18 protein-coding genes are annotated in these 22,669 nt (G+C 53.0%); 9 read left to right on the plus strand and 9 right to left on the minus strand.

The features are described from left to right. Positions 1–11: 11 nt before the first annotated feature. The 3 genes from ACYVC2_RS25255 to ACYVC2_RS25265 all read right to left on the minus strand — a co-directional run bounded on the left by ACYVC2_RS25255 (position 12) and on the right by ACYVC2_RS25265 (position 3,985). Positions 12–1,262 (minus strand): ABC transporter permease, encoded by a 1,251-nt coding sequence (locus ACYVC2_RS25255; protein ID WP_461107025.1) that lies wholly within the window; start codon positions 1,260–1,262, stop codon positions 12–14. A gap of 158 nt (positions 1,263–1,420) precedes the next feature. After that, complete coding sequence (locus tag ACYVC2_RS25260; protein ID WP_461107027.1) at positions 1,421–2,518, minus strand: efflux RND transporter periplasmic adaptor subunit; 1,098 nt, start codon at positions 2,516–2,518, stop codon at positions 1,421–1,423. A gap of 150 nt (positions 2,519–2,668) precedes the next feature. Next, a complete protein-coding gene (locus ACYVC2_RS25265) occupies positions 2,669–3,985 on the minus strand; it encodes a TolC family protein (protein WP_461107029.1) in 1,317 nt (438 codons plus the stop codon). Positions 3,986–4,821: 836 nt separating this feature from the next. Here ACYVC2_RS25265 and ACYVC2_RS25270 point away from each other — a divergent pair. After that, positions 4,822–5,685, plus strand: a complete 864-nt coding sequence (locus tag ACYVC2_RS25270) for a sugar phosphate isomerase/epimerase family protein (RefSeq protein ID WP_461107031.1) — start codon at positions 4,822–4,824, stop codon at positions 5,683–5,685. A gap of 34 nt (positions 5,686–5,719) precedes the next feature. Next, the gene (locus ACYVC2_RS25275; protein ID WP_461107033.1) at positions 5,720–7,063 is read left to right on the plus strand and encodes a Gfo/Idh/MocA family protein; all 1,344 of its coding nucleotides are present in this window, start codon (positions 5,720–5,722) and stop codon (positions 7,061–7,063) included. A gap of 131 nt (positions 7,064–7,194) precedes the next feature. Here ACYVC2_RS25275 and ACYVC2_RS25280 read toward each other — a convergent pair whose 3' ends face one another. From ACYVC2_RS25280 to ACYVC2_RS25295, 4 genes are all read right to left on the minus strand, one after another. Continuing rightward, a complete protein-coding gene (locus ACYVC2_RS25280; RefSeq protein ID WP_461107035.1) occupies positions 7,195–8,007 on the minus strand; it encodes a class I SAM-dependent methyltransferase in 813 nt (270 codons plus the stop codon). Between the two features lie 281 nt (positions 8,008–8,288). Then, positions 8,289–8,474 (minus strand): CsbD family protein, encoded by a 186-nt coding sequence (locus ACYVC2_RS25285; RefSeq protein WP_461107037.1) that lies wholly within the window; start codon positions 8,472–8,474, stop codon positions 8,289–8,291. 59 nt (positions 8,475–8,533) lie between these two features. Then, positions 8,534–9,676, minus strand: a complete 1,143-nt coding sequence (locus ACYVC2_RS25290; RefSeq protein WP_461107039.1) for a flavin-containing monooxygenase — start codon at positions 9,674–9,676, stop codon at positions 8,534–8,536. Between the two features lie 57 nt (positions 9,677–9,733). Next, positions 9,734–10,180 (minus strand): DUF2147 domain-containing protein, encoded by a 447-nt coding sequence (locus tag ACYVC2_RS25295; RefSeq protein WP_461107041.1) that lies wholly within the window; start codon positions 10,178–10,180, stop codon positions 9,734–9,736. A 170-nt stretch (positions 10,181–10,350) separates the two neighbouring features. Between ACYVC2_RS25295 and ACYVC2_RS25300 the strand changes: the two genes are divergently transcribed. The 4 genes from ACYVC2_RS25300 (at position 10,351) to ACYVC2_RS25315 (ending at position 15,142) form a co-directional block, all read left to right on the plus strand. Next, on the plus strand, positions 10,351–10,878 hold the full coding sequence (locus tag ACYVC2_RS25300; RefSeq protein WP_461107043.1) for an acyl-CoA thioesterase: 528 nt from the start codon (positions 10,351–10,353) through the stop codon (positions 10,876–10,878). Positions 10,879–10,990: 112 nt separating this feature from the next. Next, positions 10,991–12,262 carry a dicarboxylate/amino acid:cation symporter gene (locus tag ACYVC2_RS25305; RefSeq protein ID WP_461107045.1) on the plus strand — a complete coding sequence of 424 codons (1,272 nt, stop codon included), beginning with the start codon at positions 10,991–10,993 and terminating at the stop codon, positions 12,260–12,262. 121 nt (positions 12,263–12,383) lie between these two features. Next, complete coding sequence (locus ACYVC2_RS25310) at positions 12,384–12,854, plus strand: hypothetical protein (protein WP_461107047.1); 471 nt, start codon at positions 12,384–12,386, stop codon at positions 12,852–12,854. A gap of 248 nt (positions 12,855–13,102) precedes the next feature. Further along, the gene (locus ACYVC2_RS25315) at positions 13,103–15,142 is read left to right on the plus strand and encodes a M3 family metallopeptidase (RefSeq protein WP_461107241.1); all 2,040 of its coding nucleotides are present in this window, start codon (positions 13,103–13,105) and stop codon (positions 15,140–15,142) included. 93 nt (positions 15,143–15,235) lie between these two features. Here ACYVC2_RS25315 and ACYVC2_RS25320 read toward each other — a convergent pair whose 3' ends face one another. Then, positions 15,236–17,908, minus strand: coding sequence for an MGH1-like glycoside hydrolase domain-containing protein (locus ACYVC2_RS25320; protein WP_461107049.1), 2,673 nt, complete (start codon positions 17,906–17,908; stop codon positions 15,236–15,238). Positions 17,909–18,257: 349 nt separating this feature from the next. Between ACYVC2_RS25320 and ACYVC2_RS25325 the strand changes: the two genes are divergently transcribed. Continuing rightward, positions 18,258–18,782, plus strand: a complete 525-nt coding sequence (locus ACYVC2_RS25325; RefSeq protein ID WP_461107051.1) for a GNAT family N-acetyltransferase — start codon at positions 18,258–18,260, stop codon at positions 18,780–18,782. A gap of 89 nt (positions 18,783–18,871) precedes the next feature. Here the strand turns inward: ACYVC2_RS25325 and ACYVC2_RS25330 are convergent, their stop codons facing one another. After that, on the minus strand, positions 18,872–20,047 hold the full coding sequence (locus tag ACYVC2_RS25330) for a serine hydrolase domain-containing protein (protein WP_461107053.1): 1,176 nt from the start codon (positions 20,045–20,047) through the stop codon (positions 18,872–18,874). A 318-nt stretch (positions 20,048–20,365) separates the two neighbouring features. Between ACYVC2_RS25330 and ACYVC2_RS25335 the strand changes: the two genes are divergently transcribed. Together ACYVC2_RS25335 and ACYVC2_RS25340 are read left to right on the plus strand one after the other, a co-directional pair. Beyond that, positions 20,366–21,715, plus strand: a complete 1,350-nt coding sequence (locus tag ACYVC2_RS25335; RefSeq protein WP_461107055.1) for a hypothetical protein — start codon at positions 20,366–20,368, stop codon at positions 21,713–21,715. 161 nt (positions 21,716–21,876) lie between these two features. Continuing rightward, complete coding sequence (locus tag ACYVC2_RS25340) at positions 21,877–22,551, plus strand: response regulator transcription factor (RefSeq protein WP_461107057.1); 675 nt, start codon at positions 21,877–21,879, stop codon at positions 22,549–22,551. The last annotated feature ends 118 nt before the right edge of the window (positions 22,552–22,669 follow it).

The raw sequence follows: 22,669 nt of genomic DNA on the forward strand, positions 1-22,669 counted from the left end.
TCATTAAAAAACTATCCTCGTAAGATCGAAACCGGATCTACCTGGGCGGCTTTGCGGGAAGGGAAAAAGCCCGCCAGAACCGTGGTGATAATACCGAACAGAAGACCCAGTATGTAATATTTACCCGCAAAAATAACCGGAAAGGTCTTGATGCTCAGGAAGTCACCGGCGTCGAACGGGGTAATCGACAGCAGGTAGCTCAAGCCAAAGCCGATGGCCAGTCCCAACAGGCCACCCGTCAGCCCGATGAAAGCGGCCTGTAATAAAAAAATAGCGATGATGTCAGGGCCTTCGAAACCCGTCGCTTTCAGGATGGCAATGTCCTTGATTTTGTTGATGACCGTCATGTTCATGATGTTGTAAATACCGAATCCCGCTACCACCAGCAGCGTGATCGAAACCACGTAGGTGAGCATATTCCGGATTTTTTCACCGGCCAGAATGGCGGTGTTCGCCGTGGCCCAGTCTTCCGTGTAATAGCCGTACATGGCCCGAAGCTGCCTGCCAAAGGGAATGGCCTGCATCGGATCGATCATCTTCACGTGGATATCGGTAATGTAGCTGGGGTCTTTCTGAAGCATCTCCTGCACCGTCGAGAGGTTGGCGTAGCTCTTGGTGTTATCCACCGTTCCCACGCCGAACCCGAACGTCCCGACCACGCGCAGAATGCGGGTTCCGCCTTTAGGCGTGGTCACCGTCACTTTATCGCCCGCCTGTACGTTTAGCTTCCGGGCCAGCACCGCGCCCATGATCAGGCCGTCCGGGTTATTCTGGAGGGTGCGCAGGCTACCCGATTTAAGCCGCGACGTCAGGTTGTACAGCCGATTTTCGCGGTCGATGTTCACTCCCGAAATCGTACCCGAAAGTTGGATCGGTCCGTTGTTGTAAAACACCTGGGTGGCCACCTGGGGCGATACGCCCAATACACCCGGTGCTCGTTCGATGCGTTCGGCGATGGTCATGCCATTTTTGACGCGGGCCTGTTCGTCTTTCGGTTTCTGGTGGTGAATAACGTTGAATTTGCCCGGGTTCAACTGGTCGATCAGCGAAGGGCGCTGCGTGTTGACTTCGTTGTAGAGCCGGATGTGGGGGCTGGCATCCAGGGCTGAATCTTCCAGAAACTGGTTGACGCCCTGCATAAACGAAATCATGGTGATGAACATGGCAATGCCGAACGTAACGCCGAGCATGGCCACGAGTGTCTGGCGTTTCTTGGCCAGCAGGTGCGTTTGGGCGATCTGGGCAGCAATGCGAATATCCATAGTCGATTTTTAGTTTAAATACAGCGGCACAGAGAGCACTGAGAATGTTTTACAGCGGTCACGGGATGGCTTTCTTTTAAATAGCTGATAGTTAGTGTATTATACAGTGGGATAATTAGTTTTTACATAACAACTCTCTGCTCTTCGTACCACCGTGTTTAATCTCCTCCATTGACGACGACTGATTTTTCCGTTAATCCTCCTTTCACCTCCACCAGGTCGAAGTTTTCGGCGCCTTTCCGAAATTTTACTTTTTGGTTTTTACCACCCTCCTCGATCCAGACGCTATCGGCTCCAACGACGTAGGATTTAGGAATGGTCAGCACGTGCGGATTCTGGCTGATGATAATATTGGCTTCGACGGTGAGGCCGTAGTAGGAGGCCGGGCGTTCGCCCGTAAACTCGGCATCTACCCGAAACGACTGATCCGTGCGGTTGAGCTTGGGGTAAATCTTGCTAACCCGCGCTTTGAACACCTTGTCGGGATACACGTCGGCTTTGAGAATAACCGCCTGGCCCACCCGAAGCCGCCCAAAGTCACTTTCATCAACCGCCAGTTGCGCGTATAACTGTTGGCCGCTACCGACCAATGCCAGCTGCTCTCCCGGCTTGATAACCTCTCCCGGCTCTTTATAAACCTCATACACCTTGCCATCCACGAAACTTCGGATGCGCGTGTTTCGCCCCGCAACTTCTGAGGTTACCAACTGGCTGCGGTTGTTGGCCACGTCGAGCCGGATCTGATCGCGGCTGCGCTGGAGGGTGTTCATCTGGGCACGCAGGGTGTTGCGCGAGAGGGTATAATTCAATTCGGCCCGTTCAAGATCGGCTTTCGAGGTGGCGTTCTGGCTGTATAATTCACGGAACCGGCTGTAATTGATCGAATCATTGGCCAGGCGCGTCCGGGCGTTACGGACTTGAGCTTCCAGTTCAGCCAGTACGGGCGAGTTTGCACTCAGGTTGGCCTGCGCCTGCCGGTAGGCGTTCGCGGCTGCCTGCTGACGGGCCTGCTCGGTCGCACTTTCCAGCACGAAGAGTAACTGATTTTTCCGGATGGAGTCGCCTTCGTCGATGAGCCGCTGCTGGATAATGCCCGTGGCATCGGCCGTGACCGTGTATTCGTTGCGTGGGTACACATTGCCCGAAGCATAGACGGCCTCGGTCAGTTCGCGGTAAGCAGGCGACGTTCCCCCGGCATCCCGTTTGCAGGCCGCGCCAATAACGATAATCAGGACTATATAAACGGTGGTTTTCATGTTCCGGCTTTTTGCTTAGACCTAGTCAGTAGGTAGTCATTTTTTGTCATTGGTGGTCATTTTCATTGGTAGTCATTTATGGTCAATAGTTGTCAGAACGAACCTCTTCCCATGAATGACGATTCAATGACTACTTAATGACATTTCCGATTACTGACCGCTTCGAATTTGTAAGAGGGTCTGGTTGATAAATACGTTCGACAGGTTATTGAGGAACCGGTTCTGGGCTGTCAGCGCTTCGTTGAACACGTTCAGATACTGATCATAGGCAAACAAACCCGACCGGTATTTGACCAGGGCAATGTGCAGGTTCTGATCGCTGAGTTCGTAGTTCTGCCGGTTCAGATCCAGCGACCGCACCGCCTGGTTATAGGTATTCCGGACGTCTTCGTCGTCGGTCTGCTGCTTCGATCGTTCGTAGGCCAGTTCCGATTCGGCGAGTTTGAGTTGCAGCCGGGCTCGCGTCAGGTTGCTCGTGCGTAGCCCGCCCAGGTAAATCGGCCAGTTGAACTGTAAGCCGGCCACGCCAATTTCGAACCAGGGCTGGCTGGTATTCAAGAAGTTAAGCTGGCTACGCTGGGCCTGCTCCGTAAACCGTCCATACGCCGAAAGCGTCGGCCAGCGCTGCAGGCGTTCGCGGTTGAGCTGCAGCCGGGCCAGCTCGACCCGCGCCTGTTGAAGCGTTATCTGAGGTCGTTCGACAAATGAGCGCATTGAAGCCGCAAGGCTCATGCCAGCGGGGCGGGTCGTCAATTCTTCGGACAGGAGCAGGCTATCCGTCGGGGTGAGCCCCAGAAGCAGTTTGAGTTGATTCAGATTCCGTACGTAGGCCAGTTCATTCTGATACAGCACATCGGCTGTGGTCAGTTGTACCGACCGAATCCGGTTGTATTCCAGCGGTTCGATTACCCCTTTCTCCAGCCGTTGCCGGGCAATCTGCGTAAGCGTATCAGCCGCCGACAGGTTGCGCTGGGTAATGACAATGGCTGATCGGGTCAGCACCGCGGCATGGTAAACCCTTGCCGTTTGGGTCGACAGTTCATCCTGTAAAACCAGGTTTTGGGTGTCGGTTACGCGCAGGTTTTGTTCAACGATGCCTACGTCTGCCCGTAATGGGCGGTTGACGACCGGAACGGTCACCTCCGCACCGGCCGCCAGCACGTAGGGAAGCCCAAACTGAATCGAGCGGTATTCGCCCGGCCTGCCGCCAAAGAGCTCTGTCGGGACTAACTGCACCGGCAGGGAGTAGTTGTAATCGAAATTCGTGAAGAAACGCGCCTGTGGAAGTAGACTCGCCCGTGTAGCCGATGACTGCTGCCCCTGAATCTGCCGGTTTTGCCGGGCATTGACTAGTTCAGGGTTGCTGCGTCGGGCGAGCGTCAGGGCTTCCTGAACCGACGAGATAACCGTCTGAGCAGAAGCAGAAAGCGGAATAACGAACAGGCCAAAAAGGGCAAACCAATTCATGATATGGGCGAATGGATGCCCAAAAGAACAGGGTTTTCAACAGCCGATTTCGGCGGTTTCTACGAAGCGGCAAAAAGGATATATAAGGCCGCTATTTTCGACGGTAAAAAGCTGGAAACCCCGAGACGGCTAAGGCGTAGGCTTCGACTTTGATCGCGGGCGTTTTAAACCTGGCGGGTAAAAACGGTACGGCTTACTATCCGCATCAAACTTGTAGTATTTCCCTTCGAACCATCATGGTTGTTGGATCAGAATTCCAGTAGGGTTCGTTAATGCCTGGTTCATCATCCAAATAAACGTCGTTTTTTTTCAAGCTGTGCTTCGTACCGTTCGTGAATGTCTTTGTTGTTTGTGGCATAACAGGTGGTGATTATAGCAAACAATTTATCACAATCTTCTCGCTTTTCTAAATAAAAAACGGTGTAATAATATTTCCCCTCGTAATGGGAGACCGCAAAATATTTCTTTTTAGCATCAGCAAATTTCTGAATTAAACCATTTCCCTGACTCAGTACTTTGGCAATCTCGCCGAATGTCAGTCGGTGAAAGCGCTTATCGTCGGGCTTGCCGAGATCCTGAAGGAACCGGGTCAGGTAGTGGTCCAGATTGACCGTCTGGAAAAAGAGTTCAGCGCGGCCTTGCTCCGTATAAATGGTTCTGTTCTTGGGGCGGTGGTTTATGGAGCCGCAAAATAGGCTAATCCAATTATTTTAGCAAATGGTGACAAATTGGCCCGGCCATCAGGCGATAAACGAACCCTCAGGGCTGGGCGGCTGGCAGTAGAAATAGCCCGGTTGTCGGTTTTCTATAGGTGTTTTACCTGTAACAACGTTTTCATGAGTACACGAAGATCGTTTCTAAAACAAGCGGGCGGCAGTATGGCGCTGGCGGGTGTGGGGCCAGCGACTTTCGCGGGCAAACCCGCATTGGGCGGAACCCTGGCCAATGACGATTTATTTAAGCTGGGCATGGCCGGATTCAGCTTTGTGAATTTCAACCTGGATCAGTCGCTGGAGATGATGAAGAAAACCGATGTTCATTATCTGTGCATCAAGGATTTTCACCTGCCCTATACCAGTACTGCCGAACAGATTTCTGCCTTTCATGAAAAACTGAAAAACGCGGGTGTGACGGGCTATGCGGTGGGGCCGATCTACATGAAAACCAAACAGGAAATCGATAATGGCTTCGACTATGCCAAACGGGTGGGCGTGAGCCTGATCGTCGGGATTCCGAATCCGGAAGACCTGCCGTACATCGATAAAAAGGTGAAGGAATACAACATGCGGTATGCTATTCATAACCACGGGCCTGATATTCAGCTGTTTCCCAACGCTAAGTCCGTTTACGATGCGCTGAAAGACTTGGACCCACGCATCGGTCTCTGTTTCGACATGGGCCACGACAAACGGTATGGTGACGATCCCGTTGCTGATCTGGAAAAATATGCCAAACGAATTTTCGATATCCACCTGAAGAATGTTACGGCCGGATCGAAAGAAGGAAAAACCTGTGAACTAGGTAGGGGTGTGATAGATATCCCCGCCTTTGTGGCTATGTTGCGGAAAATCAAATACGACGGCAGTTGCAGCCTCGAATACGAAAAGGACATGAAAGACCCGTTGGCCGGTATTGCCGAGTCGGTTGGGTATTTCAAAGGCGTTTGTGATGCAACGAGGACCGGTAAACGAAAAGCCTAAAAGCAGATGCAGTAATTGAAAATTAAAAGCCTACATGAAAGATTCGCGGAGAGAGTTTATTAAAAAAGCAGCCCTGGGAACGGCAGGTGTAACATTCGGCGGGCTTGCCAACGGGATGTCGGCGAAAAGTTACGTGAAAATTATCGGGTCAAATGAACGGATCAACGTAGCGATTGCCGGACTGGGTCGGCGATTAGGGGCGTACTACGAGCCGATTTCGAAGAAAGAAAGCAACGTCGAGCTGATCTACCTGTGCGACGTGATGAAGAAGCAGCGGGAAGCGGCCGTGCAGAAATTCTCGAAGCACATCACCTATACACCGAAACTGGAAAATGACATCCGGAAGGTCATTGCCGACAAAAATGTCGATGTGCTGATCAACGCCACTCCCGACCACTGGCATGCGCCCGGTACCTGGCTTGCCGTGCAGGGCGGCAAGCACGTGTACGTCGAAAAACCATGTAGCCATAACCCACGCGAAGGCGAGATTTTGGTCGAGCTACAAAAGAAATCCGGCAAAATTATTCAGATGGGCAATCAACAGCGGTCGTCGCTGGAGTCCATCGATATCATCAATCAGATTCATAACGGAGTGATTGGCGCACCATTCAAGGCCGTTGCTTTCTACGCCACTACGCGGGGGGAGGTGCCCCTGCCGAAAAAAGCGCCCGTACCCGACGGACTGGACTGGGAGTTGTTTCAGGGACCGGCTCCGCGCACCGCCTACACCCACGATACCTGGGATTACAACTGGCACTGGTACGGCTGGACGTACGGAACCGCCGAAGCGGGCAACAACGCCACCCATGAGCTGGACGTAGCCCGCTGGGCTCTGGGCGTTGAGTTTCCGGAATACGTGTCGGTCGAAGCGGCTAAACGGTATTTCCCGGAAGATGGTTGGGTGATGTACGACACGATGGATGCTACCTTCCGGTTTCCGGGTAATAAAATCATCAAATGGGACGGAAAAAGCCGCAACGGGCATAAAACCTACGGCAGCGACCGGGGTACCATCATCTACGGAACCAACGGCACGGTGTACGTCGACCGGAACGGATATCAGCTATTCAATCGCGACGGGAAAGTCATCAAAGACAGCAAATCGAAAGGTTCGGAGGCCGGTACTGCCTTGGGTGGCGGTGGCGACATGACGACCCGGCACGTGGTAAATTTCTTCGAAGCCATCCGCGGAAAAGAGAAACAGGCGTCGACGATTGAACAAGGTGCCCGCAGTACGTTACTGTGCCACCTGGCCAATATCGCCTACCGAACAAACAAATCCTTTGCCGTCGATTCGAAAAATGGCCATATCAAAGATGCCGATGCCATGAAGCTCTGGAGCCGTCAGTACGAAAAAGGTTGGGAGCCACCCATGTAACAGTTGCGGTTGTTGCACAAATGATACCTTGACAGGCTGTCGTTTTTAAAGCGCGGTTGTGCCTAACCCAATAAACAAAAACCACTCATCGTACGATGAGTGGTTTTTGTTTATTGGCCGACATTGTATCGTCAGGGCCTGACGGTTACCCGAAGGAAGGTAGCCGGAATTTCAGTCATGTTCTCGCTGGTGCTTTTATTCTGGCTGGCAAACAGGGCTTCCAGTTCGCGTTCCAGATCGGCGGCCTTGCCATTCTTTTCGGCGGCTTCAAACGCATTCATTGTTGGGCCGTAGTAGTGTTTGAACCGGTCCAGAAATTCGGCGGGCGGAAAGGGGGCTTTGAAGGTATACGTATCTTTTTCGAAGGATATTCTCTCCCTGGGGATACCAGCCTGCTCAAAGCGCTCCACTACCTGACTCTCCACTCCCCACAACATGGGGCTGATAAATCCCTCCGGCGGGGCCGGTGTGTAGGCCGAGCTGATTTTCAGAATCTGGGCCACCAGTGTAGGATCGCCCGGTATCCAGTTGCCCATGATGATACGGCCGCCGGGTCGGGTTACCCGCACCAGCTCATGGGCCACATCGAACGGTTTGGGCGCGAACATGGCGCCAAAAATGCTGATAACCAGATCGAATGAGTGATCCTTCAGGTCGCTCAGATTGGTGGCATCGCCTTCCTGAAACGTGCAGTTGGTAAGTCCTTCGCGCTGAGCCCGCTTGTTGCCCGCTTCGACCAGATTCCGGGCGATATCGACGCCCAACACCTGAGCGCCCAGCCTGGCGGCCGGTATGGCCGTCGTGCCGTCGCCACAGCCCAGGTCAAGAATCTGTAAATCACGGGTAATCCCAAGTTTGTTGATTAGTGCGGCACCGCTGTCCCGCATTGTTTCGGCCAAGCGAGTGAAGTCGCCTTTTTCCCATAATGCTTTATTCGGATTCATCAGTTGTTGTTTGTGGTGAACAGTTCGTATTCGATATAAACGTGCACAAAGGTACTGACTTCCAGTTGCTTGCGCGTCACTGAATCCGGTGATTTGTGTGTCACTGAATTCCGTGATATTTGGGGATAGCCAGGGCAGAGCATCACTGGACGATAACTATGGAGCAGCTGTCGATACGCGAACATGGCGGTGACCCTTATGCTCAGTTATTATAAAAATGGGTGTCAACAAAAAAGCCGGAGACGAATGCCCCGGCTTTTGAAACTATACTGCCTGACTGATTACAGATCGGCAATAGCTTTATTTATTTCGTCCTTAGTTTTACCTGTTTTTTGCTGGATTTTGCCCCACATTTCGTCTTCCTGGCCTTCCTGATAAGTCAGGTCGTCGTCGGTCAGGTCGCCGTAGGCTTGTTTGATTTTACCTTTCATTTCGTTCCAGCCGCCTTTAAGTGTTGTCTCGTTCATGACTTTGGTAGTTTAACATTGAGTGATCAGTCGTAATCACCTTGATTACAGAAATAGAACTATGCCGGGGCAAAATTGTTTTCAGCGATGTGTCGGGCAATCCGGTCGGAGTCACTTTTGAGGTCATACAGGGTGCCAGTCGTTGGCGTCCGAAAACCTAGTAGATACAGACCCTGTAAAGACTTGTCGTCGAACCAGAGTTTACGGGAGTAGCCCCGTTCGTTCAGAACCTTCGTTGTCACGTCATCACCCAGCATCGCTGCCAGCGCGGGTCGGTAGCCGGTGGCCAGAATAATGGCGTCGAAGGGAAGTTCGCGCCCATCCGTAAACGAAACGGTTTTGGGATGAACTCGCTCAATGCCCGGAACAACCCCGATGGCGCCTGCTTTGATTTGATCGAGCGTACCAATGTCGATAACCGGCGTTTTGCCCCGGCGGGCGTCGTATGAGGGCGAATGGGCGGATTTACCTAACCCATAGGCCGACACGTCACCGACGGTCACTTTCTGAGAGAGCCCGACGATGAAATCGCAAAGCCAGTTGGGTAGTTTACTCAGCAGAATCGCGGTCGACTGAGCCGGATTCCCAAACACTTCCCGACGAATGATGTTGACCGGGCCACGAACTGAAATAACTGGTTTGGCTCCGTATTCAAGCAAGTCGAGAGCCAGTTCGGCTCCGGTGTTGCCCATGCCCACCACCAGCACATTCTCGTTTCGAAAAGGCGCTCCATTCCGGTATTCGTGGCTGTGCCAGATAATTCCCCGAAACGTTTGCTGACCCGGCAACTCCGGCTTGTAGGGCACCCGGTTGTAGCCCGTCGCCACTACGACCTGGCTGGTCGTGAGCCTATCTGTAGGAGTCTGAACCTGCCAGCTCCCGTCCGATGCGTTTCGGACTATACTGACGACTGGCTGATTGAACCGCGGTTGAATCTGAAAATGTTCGGCGTATCGTTCGAGGTAGTCGACAAACTGCAAGCGGGATGCGTAGGTGGGGTAGTCGGCTGGAAAGGGAAAATGCGGAAGTGCCGAATACGCCTTGACGGTGTGCAAATGAAGCCGGTCGTAATGATTACGCCAGGCGAGCCCAATGTAGTCACTGGCCTCCAGGATCGTAAACGGCAACTTACGATGGGCCAGCTGTCCGGCTATAGCCAGGCCCGCCGGACCCGCTCCGATGATAAGCGTGTGGTTGGCCATTTGCTCAGTTAGTGGTCAAGAGTAGTCATTGGTTGTCATGACAATGACCTTAATTGTTTATTTGATCCGCGTCCAGGTCTGCGTTTTGCCCAGCAGAGAGATACCGACATAACCGCGTACAAGCAGCGTATTAGGGTCCTGAAGGGTCATTTTGCAGTTATACTCTTTGCCATCTTCGGGGTTATAAATTTTACCGTCGCTCCAGACATTGTCGCCATCGTACTTAAAGTTATACATTAACAACATGTTCATCAACGGGCGGGACCGCTTCGACGCGTCGATGTTTTTTTCGTCCGTTCGGGGTTTACCCGTAGCCGGATCGTTGGGCTGACCCAGCCAGACCAGTTTGCCGAAGTAAGTACCGCCCTGTTTGTAGATCAGCACATGGCCTTTTTTGGTTCCGTTCAGCCAGGTGCCCAGTACGGCATCGGAAGTATCGGCTGACACAAAAGCGGTTAACCCGATCATTAGGAAAATCGGAAGCAGATAGCGCGCGGATTTCATATCCATTCAGGAATTGACATAAAATGATGGTTTTGTTATACGAACGTAAAGATTACAGAAAAAGTCTGAACCTGGATTCGCCGGATGAAAATCATTCACCGGATTTTGTTTAACATTGATTGCAGAAATAATTTCTCCTGGAAACAGGTTCCTGGCAACTTACTTACAGCATGTTTAAACGCGACCCCAACCGCAGTTACCCGACCGAAACCGAATCGCGGGTAATTGTCCGATTTCAGGACTGCGACCCCCTGCAGCACCTCAACAACGCTAAATATTTCGACTATTATTTCAACGCCCGCGAAGATCAGGTCGCCAAATTATATGATTTTAACCCCGGCCAGTTGTTTCGGGAGCTAAAAACCAGTTGGGTCGTTTACCAGCATCAGATTGCCTATATACGCCCGGCGCTGGTGAGTGAATGGGTCCGGATCATCTCCCGGCTCATTTATTTCAATGAAGACACCACCGTGACGGAATACATCATGACCGACGATGGCAAAACGCACCTCAAAAACGTGTTGTGGGTCACCTCGAAATACGTAAGCGTTCAGACCGGGAAGCGGATTGCACACGACGAAAGAGTGACGGAGCTTCTCCAGACGACGGTCGTGCCGAACCTCGATTTTCTAAGCATGAACTTCAACGACCGCATCCGCGAGATCAAACACCAGGTGCTGCCCGTGAGCAATTTATAGTGTATAATGAATAATGTACAATGAATAATGAGAGAGCAGGTTGCGCTCCCCATTATACATTATTCATTAAGCATTGTACATTTTCACTCTTCATTCCTGACTCCTCCTTCTCATGAAACTACTTAATAACCTCACCGTCCGCGTCCTGATCGCCATTACCCTGGGTATTTTGACGGGCTACTTTTTCCCCGAAACAGCTGCGAAGCTGAAGCCTCTGGGCGACCTGTTCATCAATCTGATCAAAATGGTCATCGCGCCCATTATTTTCCTGACCATCGTGCTGGGTATCAGCAACATGGGCGATCTGAAAAAGGTCGGTCGGGTAGGTGGTAAGGCGCTGCTGTATTTCGAGATCGTTACGACGGGCGCCCTGGCGATTGGCCTGATCCTGGCGAACGTCATCCGACCGGGGGAGGGTGTGCAGACGGGGGCCGTGAAGGGGGGCGACATCAGTAAGTATACCGAACAGGGGGCAGGCATGGACTGGACCGAATTCTTTCTGCACATCGTTCCAAGCAACGCCATCAAAGCCTTTGCCGAGGGAGATATTCTACAGGTACTCGTTTTTTCGATCCTATTCGGGGTGGGGCTGGCCCGCATGGGCGAAACCGGCAAATCCCTTATCCAGACTTTCGAGCGCTTATCGAAGGTCTTCTTCAATATTCTCGGTGTAGTGATGGTGCTGGCTCCGCTGGGCGCTTTCGGGGGGATGGCTTTTACGATTGGAAAATACGGCCTGAGCACGTTGTTACCCCTGGCTAAACTCATGGGCACCGTTTACGCAACCATGATTCTGTTTATCTTCGTCGTGCTGAACCTGATCCTGCGATACTACAAAATAAGCCTGTGGGCCGTGCTGAAATACATCAAGGAAGAACTGCTGATCGTACTGGGTACCTCGTCGTCGGAGTCGGCCTTGCCGCAGATCATGGAAAAGCTCGAAACACTGGGCTGTGCCCGATCGGTGGTGGGGCTGGTAGTTCCGGCGGGTTACTCGTTCAACCTCGATGGCACCACTATCTACCTGGTTATGGCCACGGTTTTTCTGGCGCAGGTATTTGGCGTCGATCTTTCTCTGGGGCAGGAGCTGACCATCATCGGTATTCTGATGATAACCTCGAAAGGAGCAGCGGGCGTAACGGGCAGCGGGTTTATTGTCCTGGCCAGCACGCTGACGGCCATCCAGGTGATTCCGGTCGAAGGGCTGGCGTTACTGCTGGGAGTTGATCGGTTTATGTCCGAAGCCCGTTCCCTGACCAACATCATCGGCAACACCGTAGCGACCATCTTCATTGCCAATAACGAAAACGAATTCGATCGAACCAAATACGAACGGGTGCTCCGGCAGGAGGCTGATAATCAACAGGCTGAATACAAGTATTGATTTTATACCGAAGGCTTCAGGCCTAGTCAGAAAAATTATAGCCTTTTTCAGGGAATAAATTAAACCATTTCGTGGCCGGTTGTTCCAAGGGACAAATACAACCTGAAAACAACAAACAGTCATGAAAAAAGTATTGCTCACGGCCGCTACCCTGATTACGCTCCTCTCGACCGGTGCTTTCGCTCAACGGTACGATTACCCACCGCAGTATGGCAGTAGCCAACCCGGGTATGATCAGGGGTATGGTCAGCCCAATTACAACTACGATTACGACGACTATCAGTTCGATCGGCACCTGGACTGGTGGGATCGGGAGCTAAACCTGTCGCGTCGGCAGGAGCGCGAAATTCGCCGGGTTCGGGACCGGTTCACCCAACAAACCCAGGGGCTTAATCCCCGCGATCCGCGGCAGCGCGATTTTTTCCGGCAGGCCCGGCAGCGGCAATTTTTCGATATGATGGCGGTGCTGTCGCCCGGCCAGCGCGACCGGGTCATCGAGCGCATGCGCCCATACGAACAACTGGCTGGCCGCGGCCGGGGCTACGGAAATGGGCCCAGCCGTCGGCCCGGATACAGTCCCTATGGCTATTGAGTTGAAGAAGAGAGAGATGGAAACAGCCGATCAGTTTGGTCGGCTGTTTTTTTGTGCCGTCCGTTCTTCCGTCTTGAGGCCCATTCGGCTAACAGAGCGTTGTCGGAATTTTGATAATTTCGTATTTTTCCGGGAAACTGATTGTACAATACGGAATGTTTACCCAGCAGCAGCTCAAATTAACGGGTGCAGTGCTGGCCCTGGTCGCAACGACCGCCGTGGGACAGCCTTTACACAAGCCATCGCCAATGTCGCAGAATCCATTCTTACAGCCGTATGTTACCCCGCATCAGACGGCCCCATTCGACAAAATTCAGACCACCGACTACCTGCCCGCGCTGAAGGAGGGATTGACCCAGGGCCGTAAAGAAATCGATGCCATCGTTACGAATCCGGCTCAGCCGACTTTCGAAAATACGATCGTAGCGCTCGAAAATGCGGGCGATCTGCTCGGTAAAGTTACGTCGGTCATGTTTAATCTGAATAATGCCGAAACGACGCCCGAACTGCAGAAAATCGTAAAAGAAGCGTCGCCGATGCTGAGCGAATACAGCAACGACATTACCCTGAACGAGAAATTGTTTGCCCGGATAAAAACGGTATACGACCAGCGGGCCAGCCTCAGGCTTGATCCTGAAAGCGCGATGCTGCTCGAAAAATCGTATAAGCGCTTCGCCCGAAATGGGGCCAATCTGGCAGCTGCGGGAAAAGAGCGGTTGCGGGCAATCGATAAAGAACTTTCTCAGCTTTCGCTCCAGTTCGGGGAGAACGTACTCCGGGCCACCAATGATTTTACGCTGGAAGTTACGAACGAAGAAGACCTGAGTGGTCTGCCCGACTTCGCCCGGGAAGCGGCCAGGACTACCGCTAAACAAAAAGGAAAAGAAGGCTGGGTGTTTACGTTGCAGGCCCCCAGCTACACGCCTTTTATGCAGTATGCCGACAACCGCGACCTGCGTAAGCAACTTTATATGGCCTATAACGGCCGGGGCTTCCAAGGCGATAAAAGCGACAATTCCGCTATCATTCAGAAACTGGTGAGCCTGCGTTACGAGCGGGCTAACCTGCTGGGCTACAAAACCCATGCCGATTTTGTACTGGAAGAAAGCATGGCGGGCTCGAAAGATAAAGTGCAAACTTTTCTGAATGAGCTGGTTACCTACGCGCGGCCAGCTGCCGAGCGTCAGTTGGCCGAACTGACGACCTATGCCAAAGCGCATGGGTTTACCGACGACCGGCTTCAGGCTTGGGACAACAACTATTACGCCGAGAAACTCAAAAAAGAGAAGTACGACCTCGACGACGAAACGCTAAAGCCTTATTTCAAGCTGGAGAATGTGCTCGAGGGCGTATTTACCGTGGCCAACAAATTATACGGGATCAGCTTTCAGGAGCGTCATGACATTCCGGTGTACAATCCCGAAGTACGAACCTTCGATGTTTTCGACAAAGACGGGAAGTTCCTGGCGGTCTTCTACGGCGATTATTTTCCGCGGGAAGGCAAGCGTAGCGGGGCCTGGATGAACGATGTGCAGGGGCAGAAAGTAGAAAATGGCGAAAATATCAGGCCGCACATCGTCAACGTCTGCAACTTCACCCGCCCAACCGACACCAAACCCTCGTTGCTGACTTTCTACGAAGTGACCACCTTGTTTCATGAGTTCGGGCATGGCCTGCACGGTATACTGGCGAATGGAACCTACGAGAGCCTGAGCGGTACGAGCGTGCCACGCGATTTTGTGGAGCTGCCATCGCAGGTGATGGAAAACTGGTGCTATGATCCCGAAGCGCTGAAGCTCTTTGCAAAGCATTACCAAACTGGTGAGGTGATTCCAAACGAACTGATCGAGAAGATCCGCGCCAGTCAGAATTTCCTGGCAGGTCTGGCCAATTTGCGTCAGCTGCGCTTCGGGCTGGTAGATATGTATTACCATGGGCAAAAACCCACGGGTGAATCCATCACGCAGGTAGAAGGGAAAGTAGATTCAGTAGCAAACCTGTTCCCACGGGTAGAGGGAGTCGCGTTTAGCCCGGCGTTTACGCACATCTTCGCGGGGGGCTACTCGGCCGGCTATTATAGCTACAAATGGAGCGAAGTGCTGGATGCCGATGCTTTCGAATTTTTCAAAGAAAAAGGAGGTCTGGAGAACAAGGCCGTCGCCGACAGCTTCCGGAAGAATGTGCTGGAAAAAGGCGGCAGCGAAAAGCCGATGGAACTCTACAAAAAATTCCGGGGCCGCGAACCATCTCCCAAAGCCATGCTCAGACGGAGTGGCTTACTACTTTAAAACGGCATCGGGGCAACCAGTAGTGGTTGCCCCGATGCCGTTTTAAAGCGGTTTTTATAGGCTAGTCAGTCGAAAATTGGGGCGCGTTGTTTTTTACTTCGCAACGGGCAACGCCAGGCTTTCAGGTTGATATTTATACCAGTATTCGATCAGATCGGCTACCAGACCCGTCCAGCCCGTTTGGTGGCTGGCCCCCAGACCCGCGCCATTGTCGCCATTGAAATATTCGTAAAAAAGGTACAACCCCTGGAAATGAGGGTCGTTTTGTTGCTTTGGGTCCTGACCAAAGGCGGCAATGCGACCACTGGCATCGCGCCGGAAAATATTGATGAGCCGCTCGGCAAGATGCATGGCGGCTGCCTTAAGACTCATCACCTGTCCCGAATGTGTAGGGTATTCCACTTCGAAATCATCGCCATAATACTGATAAAACTTCAGCAGCGAATCGACCAGCGGAAAGTTGAGCGGAAACCAGATCGGTCCGCGCCAGTTCGAATTCCCACCAAACATACTCATCTCCGACTCGGCCGCAACGTAGCGAACCTGAAAGATCTCGCTGTTCAGTTCGAACTGATATGGCATCTTTTCGTGGTATTTCGACAGGGCCCGAATGCCATAGTCGGACAAAAACTCCGATTCGTCGAACATCCGTTTCAGAATCATCTTCATCCGGTGCCCGCGCAGTAAGCTCAGCAGGTGCGTTTCGCCTTTACCCGGTTCGTGCCAGCGCGAAACCAGCGAGGCCAGATCGGGTCGGTTGGTGAGCACCCATTCGACGCGCCGTTTAAAATCCGGGAGTCTGGAAAGGAGAGACTCGTCCAGGATTTCGACGGCAAAGAGTGGGATCAGCCCTACCATCGACCGAATCTTGAGCAAACGGGCGTTGTGGTCGGGCATGTGCAGCACATCGTAATAGAACTGATCGACTTCGTCCCACAGGCTAATGTTCTGCTGACCGAGGTTGTTCATCGCCGATGCGATATGCAGAAAATGCTCGAAAAACTTGCTGGCCATGTCCTGGTAGCTAGGCCGCGTCAGCGAAATCTCACAGGCAATCCGCAGCATGTTGAGCGTATACATGGCCATCCAGCCCGTCCCGTCGGCCTGCTCGATGCGGCCGCCCATCGGCAGCGGCTGGCTTCGGTCAAACACGCCGATGTTGTCCAGCCCCAGGAAGCCCCCGCCGAAGATATTGTTGCCCGATACGTCTTTTCGGTTGACCCACCAGGTAAAATTCAGCAGGAGTTTATGAAAGACCCGCTCCAGAAAATTGACGTCGCCCGTACCGTTCAGGTCCCGGTCTATTTCGTACACTTTCCAGGTGGCCCAGGCATGAACGGGGGGATTCACATCCCCGAAATTCCATTCGTAAGCCGGAATCTGGCCGTTGGGGTGCATGTAATACTCCCGCAGGATAACCGCCAGCTGCCGCTTGGCAAAGTGCGGATCGAGCCGGGCCAGGGTCAGGGTATGGAAAGCCAGATCCCAGGCCGCAAACCAGGGGTACTCCCACTTGTCGGGCATCGACAGGATGTTGGCCGTATACATATGCCGCCAGGTTTCGTTGCGGGCGTAAACGCGCCCCTGAAACGGCACCGGCATCTTGGGGTCGCCCTTCAGCCATTCGTTGACGTTGTAATAATAGAACTGCTTGTTCCAGAGCATACCGGCGTAAGCCTGCCGCTGAATGGCCCGCAGTTCGGGGTCGGTCACGTTTCGCTGCAAATGCGCGTAAAACGCGTTGGCTTCGGCCAGACGCTTGTCCCAGATGCTGTCGAAGTCGGTAAACGGTTGAGTCAGTGTGGTCTGATCGCTGAAGCGAAGGCGGATGCTCATGCTCTCGCCCGCCGGAATCTTTCGGGTATATTGCGCCGAGGCTTTCGTGCCGATCTGATTCGGATTGATGTAGCTTTTCTTACCACCCGAAAGAATATAATTGTTGATGGCGTCTTTCGGATACTTGCTTATGTTGGGCCGACCGTAGAGTCGCTCGGTATTCGTTTCGTTGTCGCAAAAGAGCAGCGCATCGGCCCCTTCGCAGTAGAGCTTGTATTTGCCTAACTGCTTATGGTTTACTTCGATCTGGTTGTTGCCGATCCCATTCAGCATAGGGCGGGCATTGTACTGCTCATAGCCCCACGACCACGTATTCCGGAACCAGATGGTGGGCAGCATGGTCAGCGAAGCAGCCTTCGCTGAGCGGTTATGAGCGGTGATGGTCACCAGCCAGTCGTTCTGGTCAGCTTTGGCGTACTCGATAAAAATGTCGAAATACTCGTCTTTCTCAAAAATACCCGTGTCTGTCAGTTCAAACTCGGGGGTCTGGCGGTCCCGACGGATGGATTCGATCACCAGCCGATTATACGGAAATTCCTGCTGCGGGTATTTGTACAGCATTTTCATGTAGGAGTGCGTCGGGGTGCTGTCCAGGTAATAATACAATTCCTTGACGTCCTCGCCATGATTCCCTTCCGGTCCGGAGAGCCCAAAAAGCCGCTCTTTCAGAATATTGTCTTTATGATTCCAGAAGGCGAGCGCAAAACAGATGTGGCCTTTGTTGTCGGAGATGCCGCCGATGCCTTCTTCACCCCAGCGATAGGCCTTGGACCGGGCCATATCGTGGGAAACGAAATTCCAGGCATCGCCATACGGACTGTAATCTTCGCGGACGGTACCCCAGGCACGTTCGGACAGATAGGGCCCCCATTTCTTCCAGCCTTTGTTATCGGCTCGTTCATAAATGCGTTCGCGTTCAGCTGTACTCATATTCTATAAGAAAAATCTATTTTGCGGTAGGAACGGTAATTAGTATCAGCACCAGGGTCAAATATAGTATGCACGCTGAGGAATGTTGGTAAAAATCACGCATATTTCCCTTATTTTCAGGGGTGAGCGCGTAACGATGGTTTCGAAATTGACCTGGATCGTATCCCTATTAACTTATTCCGACGGACTGCTGTTTAGCCGGATCAGACTTTATTTACTGCCCGACTCGCTCTGTATCGTTGCGCCGTTTTTCGAAATGTCAGCCAGGCAGATGAGGAGAAATTCTGGGATTATTTCCTCAGGCGTCAGGTGATCTACTAACGAATAAACAAGGCCAAAAAACATACGTATGGAAATCGACTGTGGTCTCTGCCAACTCCGAACCTGGCGGCTTACGGACGCCGAAGGGTTGACAAAACATACCGACAACCGGGCCATTTGGATGAACCTCCGCGATCGCTTCCCGCATCCCTACACCCAGACCGATGCCGCCTGGTGGGTGCAGTACGCATCGGAAACGGCCCCTACAACGAATCTGGCCATTGCGGTTGGTGGCGAAGCGGTTGGCAGCATTGGTCTGGAACTACATACGGATATCGAGCGATGTTCGGCTGAAATCGGGTATTGGCTCAGTGAACAGTACTGGGGCCGGGGGATCATGACCGCGGCATTGCGGACCTTCACCACCTATGCGTTTGCGCAGTTCGGGCTGACACGTCTGTATGCCGTCCCGTTCGTGCGCAACGAAGCGTCGATCCGAATTCTGGAAAAAGTCGGTTATCTACGCGAAGGGCGAATGCGATGCAGTGCGATTAAAGAAGGGATCGTGTTGGATCAGTATCTCTACGCGATCATTGGTCAGTTGTGTCATTAAGTAGTCATTGATCGTCTGTACGAATGCACCCTACGCGCGATGAATGGCTACTTAATGACCACCAATGACAAAGAATAACCACTCAATGACTACTCTTTTACCGCAGCCAGGACCCGTTTGATCAGTTCGTTGGGGTTTCCGTTGTGCCAGCGCCAGACAATGACGATGTCGTGTTCCGGGTCGACCCAGATGGTGTTCGAGCCGGCACCGATGGCGGCAAAACTCGTCGCCGGGGCATCAGTCCAGGCTTTTTTGCCCGTTGAGCTTGTTCCCGTATTCAGCCACCACAAGTAGCCGTAATCAGGACCGACGGGGCTCGGGCTGGTCGCTTTTTTTACCCAGTTCGACGACACGATCTGCCGGTTTTCCCACCGCCCCTGACGCAGGAACAGGTAGCCAAAGCGCGCTTCGTCGCGGGCGCTGATCCACAAGCCCCCGCCCCAGCGCGTGCCCCCGCTAACCGATGGCATTTGTTTCCCGTCGATATCCGCCACGGCATTGGGGTAAGGAATGTATTTCCAGGTATCCGATGCACCGATGGGGTTCATGATTTCGTCGCGGACCACTTCCGGCAACGGTTTCTTCCACAGGCGCAGCAGCGACAGCGCCATTCGATTGATCCGCACGTCGTTGTATTCGTAAAAGCTACCGGGTTTCTGAAGTGCCCGGGGTTTGCGCTCGCCCCGACCGAACGCTTCCTTACCGACAAAATCGCTGTTTTTGCCCCATAATGAACCTTCCCACTCGCTGGTCTGCTGGGCGTGATGTTCCCAGGTAATCGCGCGGTTCTGTTCAGAATCGTAGCCTCCGTCGTGAATGAGTTTCGCCACCGGGTCGTGAATATCCGGAATCATACCTCGTTCGATGGTAATCCCCAGAACCGTCGACAATACACTTTTAGCGACGCTATAAGTTGGATCGACGGCCCTGGTATCGCCCCACTCGGCCACGATATAGCCATGACGAAGCACAATTCCGTTTGTTGCCGCCCGGCGGGTAGGCATCGGGCCGAGCAGTTTCCCGAAAATTTCTTCCTGCGTCGAAAAGTTAGGGGTCATCTGGCTGGTTTCCTGCGTTTTGGCGAAGGCAACGGCCTGGTCGAGCAGAGCCGCATCCATGCCTGCTTTCTCGGGAGATTTGTGCGCCCAGTTGTCGCCCCTGGGTGGAAAATAAACTGTGGTGGCGGTGGGCTGCCGATGGCAGGCGGTCAGGGTCGCCAGCAGTAACGTATAGTGGGTAAGTTTACGCAGGAAAAATGGCCTCATAAGTCGTCGATGTTGTGATTGAACCGACGGCGAAGCGTTTGCGCAATCGGCGGTCCGAAGTTAAGCCATTACGGGAGAAAATCCATTTTCAGGCCGTACAAGCCTGTTTTTCGAACCGAAAACTTTATTTTTTAACCTACCCTTAACCCGTCCTTTATCTACCTTTCAGGTTGTCTGACGACGTTTGTATAGCCAGCAGGGGCAGCATCCGATGGGGACCTCCTCGTCGCTTTTGCGAACCGGAGCTGGCGAAAACTCAACCTGATTGTAAACTGATGGTCTCTGTTACAGAGCCATTTATTTGCTACGTGATCAATCATGAAAACGCTCATTCACTCAATTCCGGCCAAACCACTGCTGCTCGCTCTCGGGTTGTTGGCTGGCGGCTGGCAATCGACGATTGCGCAGACCGCAACACCTGAGCAGCAAACGGCTCCCGCTGATGATCAGACGATTGTATCGGCCATTGCACCCTACCGGGAGGATGTCCGCCAGTCGATTCTGTTAGCCAGTGTACAACCACAGATTCTGACGAGTCTGGCTCAGCAACGCGCCAATACACAGCAGGTGTTCAATAGCATCATTCAGACGTACGGACAAACCAAGCAGGGCTGGTTTTACGACCTGTCGCGGTTTCCCGATATACTGCACGCGCTGGCTACGCTGCCCGTCAATGCCGATGAAGCATCGGTCACTGCCCTGACCAAGAATCTGGCGCCGGATCTGCAGCAGTCGGCCTGGAAACTGTACCGACACCACCATGCCGATCTGGTCCGGGTCGACAACCTGAATCAGCAGGCGCAGCAGGGGTTCGATACCCTGATCAGCCCGCTGGATGCCCCGACGAAGAAAGCATTTCGGCAACTGATCGAAATGCCCGACGTGCTGACGCAGCTTACCGACCAGATCGACAAAACGGCCCAACTGGGCGAAGCCTACCGGACCAATCCCGACCAGGTGGTTAAAGACCTGACGGCGCTGCATGACAGCCTGCAGGTTCAGAATCAGCAGGAACTGGCCGATTATCAGAATGAATTGAACAACGACCCACAAGCCCGCCAGGAACTGCAACAGGCCGGACAAGCCTACGCCCAAGCGAACGGTTACTCGACCAACGGAATCAACCCGAATCCGGCCTGGGTCAATAGTTCGTATTATTATCAGAATCCGTATCCGTTCTGGTTTGGCTACCCATACTGGTACACCTCAGCGATGTGGTATCCGTCGGCCTGGTGGTATGGTACCGGTTTCTATTCCGGACTCGGGGGCAACATGGTCCTGTTTGGTTTGCCGTCGATTGGTTTTTCGAACTGGTTCTTTACAACGGGCTACCGCACCTACCCGCACCTGTACAACCGCTTTAATACCTACTATCAGCGCAATATCGGCGAACACCGCATCTGGACTCCTGGTAATGCTGGCTTTATGACCGCGGCTCACCGCACGTTTAGCCCGACTGCTGGGCGCGCGAACTGGCTGACCAATGCCCGTCAGTACAGCCGTCCAAACACCTGGACCAACACGGGCCGTGGTGCCACGGGCCGGTATCTGGATGCGACTGCGGGGAGCTATCATACCCAGGCATGGGGCGGAGGCCGTTCGTTCGGCGGTGGTAGCTTCGGCGGATTCCACGGTGGGGGCGGTTTCCACGGGGGCGGCCGCCGGTAAATCCGACGGGTGCTGTATGATCAACTGAATCCGGTATTTCCGGAAGGACAAAGCCTCGATTTACGCCGAATCGAGGCTTTGTCGTATATTTCGGACTACTATCCTGTCGTTCGTTTACTGCACGCGCGGTTGTGACTGAGCGACGTGCTGAATACAATCTTATGCATATACTCATCGTAGAAGATGAAGCGTCGATTGCCGCATTTTTGCGGAAAGGACTGGAAGCTACGGGCTTTCAGGTTCAGGTTGCCTCCGATGGGTTGATAGGGCAGAACATGGCCCTCGACCATCCGTATGATCTGATCATTGCCGACATCAACATGCCCCGTCAGAACGGCCTGGATATGGTAGCTACCTTACGAAAGCAGGGTGTCGACACGCCGATTCTGGTACTGACCGCCTTCGGTACGACTCCCGATATTGTAGCCGGACTGGATGTAGGAGCCGACGATTATCTGGTCAAGCCAGTGCCTTTCGAGATTCTGCTCGCGCGTATTCGGGCTTTGACCCGTCGGCATACGGGCCATTTGAATGCAGAAACCATTCTCACAGTGGCCGATCTGGAATTGAACCTCGATCAGCGGACGGTCCGGCGCGGCAACCGGACGATTAATTTAACGGCGAAGGAGTTTCAGTTGCTGGAATACCTGATGCGTAACAAAGGGCACGTGGTGTCGAAAGCGGCCATCGCCGAGCAGGTCTGGGATATGCAATACACCATGAGCAGCAACTCCATTGAGGTGTATGTAGCGCTCCTGCGAAAAAAAATCGATCAGGACGGCGCTCCCCGCCTGATTCATACGGTCGTTGGCGAAGGGTACGTGCTGCGGGAGTAGTCAGTGAATAGTCATTCAGTGGTCATTATTGGTCCTTAGATCGTCAGCCCTGCAGAAAAGCAGAACAGGACTGGTATAACCCCGCCGGTTTCAACTATTTATAGTCAGAGTATCTTCC

This window comes from Spirosoma koreense (assembly GCF_054777875.1).

Coding starts and splice junctions, on each gene's coding strand:
- ACYVC2_RS25275 (WP_461107033.1), top strand. CDS start 5,720: ATGAAAGATTCGCGGAGAGAGTTTATTAAAAAAGCAGCCCTGGGAACG.
- ACYVC2_RS25300 (WP_461107043.1), top strand. CDS start 10,351: ATGTTTAAACGCGACCCCAACCGCAGTTACCCGACCGAAACCGAATCG.
- ACYVC2_RS25295 (WP_461107041.1), bottom strand. CDS start 10,180: ATGAAATCCGCGCGCTATCTGCTTCCGATTTTCCTAATGATCGGGTTA.
- ACYVC2_RS25280 (WP_461107035.1), bottom strand. CDS start 8,007: ATGAATCCGAATAAAGCATTATGGGAAAAAGGCGACTTCACTCGCTTG.
- ACYVC2_RS25325 (WP_461107051.1), top strand. CDS start 18,258: ATGGAAATCGACTGTGGTCTCTGCCAACTCCGAACCTGGCGGCTTACG.
- ACYVC2_RS25315 (WP_461107241.1), top strand. CDS start 13,103: ATGTCGCAGAATCCATTCTTACAGCCGTATGTTACCCCGCATCAGACG.
- ACYVC2_RS25305 (WP_461107045.1), top strand. CDS start 10,991: ATGAAACTACTTAATAACCTCACCGTCCGCGTCCTGATCGCCATTACC.
- ACYVC2_RS25290 (WP_461107039.1), bottom strand. CDS start 9,676: ATGGCCAACCACACGCTTATCATCGGAGCGGGTCCGGCGGGCCTGGCT.
- ACYVC2_RS25285 (WP_461107037.1), bottom strand. CDS start 8,474: ATGAACGAGACAACACTTAAAGGCGGCTGGAACGAAATGAAAGGTAAA.
- ACYVC2_RS25310 (WP_461107047.1), top strand. CDS start 12,384: ATGAAAAAAGTATTGCTCACGGCCGCTACCCTGATTACGCTCCTCTCG.
- ACYVC2_RS25335 (WP_461107055.1), top strand. CDS start 20,366: ATGAAAACGCTCATTCACTCAATTCCGGCCAAACCACTGCTGCTCGCT.
- ACYVC2_RS25330 (WP_461107053.1), bottom strand. CDS start 20,047: ATGAGGCCATTTTTCCTGCGTAAACTTACCCACTATACGTTACTGCTG.
- ACYVC2_RS25270 (WP_461107031.1), top strand. CDS start 4,822: ATGAGTACACGAAGATCGTTTCTAAAACAAGCGGGCGGCAGTATGGCG.
- ACYVC2_RS25260 (WP_461107027.1), bottom strand. CDS start 2,518: ATGAAAACCACCGTTTATATAGTCCTGATTATCGTTATTGGCGCGGCC.
- ACYVC2_RS25255 (WP_461107025.1), bottom strand. CDS start 1,262: ATGGATATTCGCATTGCTGCCCAGATCGCCCAAACGCACCTGCTGGCC.
- ACYVC2_RS25265 (WP_461107029.1), bottom strand. CDS start 3,985: ATGAATTGGTTTGCCCTTTTTGGCCTGTTCGTTATTCCGCTTTCTGCT.
- ACYVC2_RS25340 (WP_461107057.1), top strand. CDS start 21,877: ATGCATATACTCATCGTAGAAGATGAAGCGTCGATTGCCGCATTTTTG.
- ACYVC2_RS25320 (WP_461107049.1), bottom strand. CDS start 17,908: ATGAGTACAGCTGAACGCGAACGCATTTATGAACGAGCCGATAACAAA.